The 3,414-nt window shown below is 57.4% G+C and carries 4 protein-coding genes; all 4 read right to left on the reverse strand.

The window, feature by feature from the left end; translation table 11 throughout:
- Window positions 1-472: glycosyltransferase family 2 protein (locus AC2FNU_RS24410; protein WP_496794058.1), on the reverse strand; the 472-nt coding region annotated here is incomplete at its 3' end.
- Window positions 473-590: 118 nt separating this feature from the next.
- Window positions 591-1,574 carry a UDP-glucose 4-epimerase GalE gene (galE, locus tag AC2FNU_RS24415; protein WP_496794063.1) on the reverse strand — a complete coding sequence of 328 codons (984 nt, stop codon included), beginning with the start codon at window positions 1,572-1,574 and terminating at the stop codon, window positions 591-593.
- Between the two features lie 71 nt (window positions 1,575-1,645).
- Window positions 1,646-2,446, reverse strand: coding sequence for a 3-deoxy-manno-octulosonate cytidylyltransferase family protein (locus tag AC2FNU_RS24420; protein WP_496794068.1), 801 nt, complete (start codon window positions 2,444-2,446; stop codon window positions 1,646-1,648).
- The gene (gene cysQ, locus AC2FNU_RS24425; RefSeq protein WP_496794072.1) at window positions 2,446-3,243 is read right to left on the reverse strand and encodes a 3'(2'),5'-bisphosphate nucleotidase CysQ; all 798 of its coding nucleotides are present in this window, start codon (window positions 3,241-3,243) and stop codon (window positions 2,446-2,448) included. Before cysQ ends, AC2FNU_RS24420 begins: the two co-directional genes overlap by 1 nt.
- Between the last annotated feature and the right edge of the window lie 171 nt (window positions 3,244-3,414).

The raw sequence follows: 3,414 nt of genomic DNA on the forward strand, positions 1-3,414 counted from the left end.
GGTCGGTTGGGTCGGTGATTGGATCATAGGCGTCACGGCCCAACGGACCTTTGGGATAGAGGTCCAGCATCAACGCGCCAAAACCCACCCTGCCTTGTTGGTCCAACCAGGCCGTCAGATCCTGCAGGGGCCGGGTATCGCACCGGGAATAAACCAACAACTCATCCGCATCGACCATCAGACACCAGTGATTGTGCCCATATCGCATCTGCAGCCAGGTCAGCCAATCCAGGCCAAATCGTGATCCGCGATAACTGGAGTAGGTTTGCCAGACAGACACATCGGGTTGATCCAGCACAAAGGCAGTCGAGCCATCGTTGCTGCCGTTGTCGACGATCAGAAAATGACGCACGCCCAATTGACGGTAGTGTCGAAAGAACCACGGCAGGCGGGTAACCTCGTTGCGCAAGGTGACAAAGGCCAGCACATCGCCCGCGTGGATTTCGCGGGTCTGGTCTTTTAGGCTCGTCAACTGGTGCCGGCTGCGCAAGGAGCGCCACAGCAGCCGCCGCCGTTTCCAACGCAATCGGTACATTTGCCGCCAATTGATCTGCGGCAGGTTCTGCACTGTGCCGGAGGTCACGGACGGCTCATTTTTCGTAATGGCCGTTCTGATGCCAACGCCAGGCATCCGCAATCATCGTCTCTAACGTTGACCGTTTTGGCGTCCATCCCAGTTCGGTTTCGGCCCGGACAGAGCCTGAGACCAGCTTGGTGCAATCGCCCGCCCGGCGCGGCCCAGTCGAATAAGGAACAGGGCGGTTGGTGACGGATTTGGATTGCTCGATCACCTCAAGCACAGAAAATCCCGATCCTGTGCCCAGATTGAAAACCCGGCTTTCCTTGCCTTGTTCCAGCCAGTCCAATCCCAGCACATGCGCGTCGACCAAATCGCAAACATGTACATAGTCGCGGATACACGTGCCGTCTGGGGTGTCGTAATCGGTGCCAAAGACGGTCAGGCCCTCGCGTTTTCCGTCAATCGCATCCAGCATCAGGGGGATCAGGTGTGTTTCCGGCCGGTGAAACTCGCCCACTTCCCCATCAGGGTCTGCCCCGGCAACGTTGAAATAGCGAAAGATGACATGGCGCAGGCCATGAGCGGCTTCGAAATCTTTCAGGATGTCCTCGATTGCGCGTTTTGAGGCACCATAGGCGTTCAGAGGGTACTGCGCGGTGGATTCATCCAGAACCACATTGTCATGCTCGCCATAGGTGGCACATGTGGATGAGAACACGAAATCCAGGCACCCGGCTGCAACCGCAGCTTCGATCAAGGTCAACGAACCCGTAACATTGTTTGACCAATAGAGCCCGGGCTGGCGCATGGCGTCACCCACCTGGCTGAGAGCCGCAAAATGCATCACTGCGGCAGGCTTGTGTTTGGCGAACACCTGATCCAGTCGTTCCCGGTCCAGCAGGTCGCCTTGCTCGAACGGGCCGTATTTCACTGCATCCTGCCAACCTGTGACCAGATTGTCGTAGGTCACCGGGACGTAGCCTGCCTTCGCCAGCGCCTTGCACGCGTGCGAGCCGATATACCCGGCACCGCCAGTTACGAGGATAGATGTCATGATGCGCCCTTTGAATCCGAATAACTTTTACAAAACATATAGGGGCCGCCGGATGTCATGGGGAAAATCTGTTACTCCAGCCCCATCGCCGCCATCATTTCTTCGATCTTGGGCACGTCCTGCGGGTTGTTCAGTTCCCAGAACTGGCGGCCTTTGGCCTCGACCTCGACGCACAGGACCTTGCGGCCGTTCTCCATGAACCGAAGCTGCTCCAGACCTTCCAGTTGTTCCAACGGGCCGGTGGGCCAGCTTGGGTATGCGGCAAGCGCGTCGGGTCGATACGCGTAAACGCCCACATGGTGAAACACCGGAGTGGGCTCGTCGCCTGAATAGGATTGCGAGGTAAACGGTACGACCTCTTTCGAGAAATACATTGCGCTGTGATCGCGCCCGAATACGGCCGTTGTGCCGCCCACGCGGTCATTCTTTCGGTCGTTCAGCAGACTGTTCAGCGCATCGCCGTCGCAACGCAGAACGGGCGTCGCAACACCGGCATCCGGCGCGGCGCGTAGACCTGCGATCAGGTCTTCGACAAACCAGTGCGGTGTCAGCGGTGCATCGCCTTGCAGATTGACCACGATATCATGCCCGCCCCCCAGGACCTCATGCGCTTCGGCACAACGTTCGGTGCCGTTCTGACAATTCTCCGAGGTCATGACCACGTCGGCCCCAAACCCTTCCGAGACCTCGCGAATACGATCGTCATCCGTTGCAACGACCACCCGGTCAACGCCCGAGACCGACTTGGCCGCGCGCCAGGACCGTTCGATCAGCGTCATAGCTGTACCTGTGGCACCCGACAGCGGCACCAATGGTTTGCCCGGATAGCGGGTCGAGGCGTATCGGGCGGGGATGGCAATCAGAACAGACATCAGGCTTCCTTCAATTCAACACCCGGAGCGTAGGCGATAAAAAACGGATTGGCATATCCTTCTTTGCCATAGAGCAGCGGCGAATGGTCGTCAAAACGCACGACCCGGCCGCCAGCACCGGCCAAAACCGCGTGACCTGCCGCAGTGTCCCATTCCATTGTGCGCCCGACACGCGGGTAGATATCAGCCTCACCTGTGGCCACCAGACAGAACTTGAGGGAAGACCCTGCGCTTTTGCTGTCTTTGGCTTGGTACTTGCTGATGTAATCCTCGGTCGCCTGATCCCTGTGGGATTTCGAAGCCACCACCATAAGCGCCGAATTGTCCGGTTCAGAGACTGAAATTTCAGTCAGTGCACCGGGTGCGTCTTTGTCCAATGCACCGGTTTCCTCGACCGACCGACCATCGGCCTGAGTATAGAACATACGACCCCGGGCAGGCGCATAAACCACGCCTCGCGTTGGTGTGCCATTTTCAACCAGCGCGATGTTGACGGTAAAATCACCGCGACGGTTTATGAATTCCTTGGTGCCATCCAGCGGATCCACAATCAGGAAAGTATCGCCTTTTTCCGAGTGTGACGCGGCCTGCTCTTCTGTGACCAGCAGAACATCGGGGAAGGCCTCTCGCAGACCGGCGGAAATCAACGCGTCTGCGGCCTCATCCGCCTCGGTCACCGGGCTGGAGTCTGATTTGACTTTGACGTCGAAATCATCCGCTTCATAGATTTCCATGATCCTGTCACCTGCTTCTAGGGCCAGACGTCGGATGATCGGGATAAGCGCGTCATAAGTCACAAAAATGCTCCGTTCCTGTGGTTTGTTGATCCAAATTCATGACCGACTTATGATGCGGCGGTTACGGAACGGCAAGATATTCATGCCAGATTGAGGGCAGCGAGGCAGGAAAGACCTTCGAGTGTATTACTTCAAGCGTAATCAATCGCTGCTGGGCGGCGCATTTACAAC

The organism is Ruegeria sp. BHSB064, assembly GCF_059613205.1.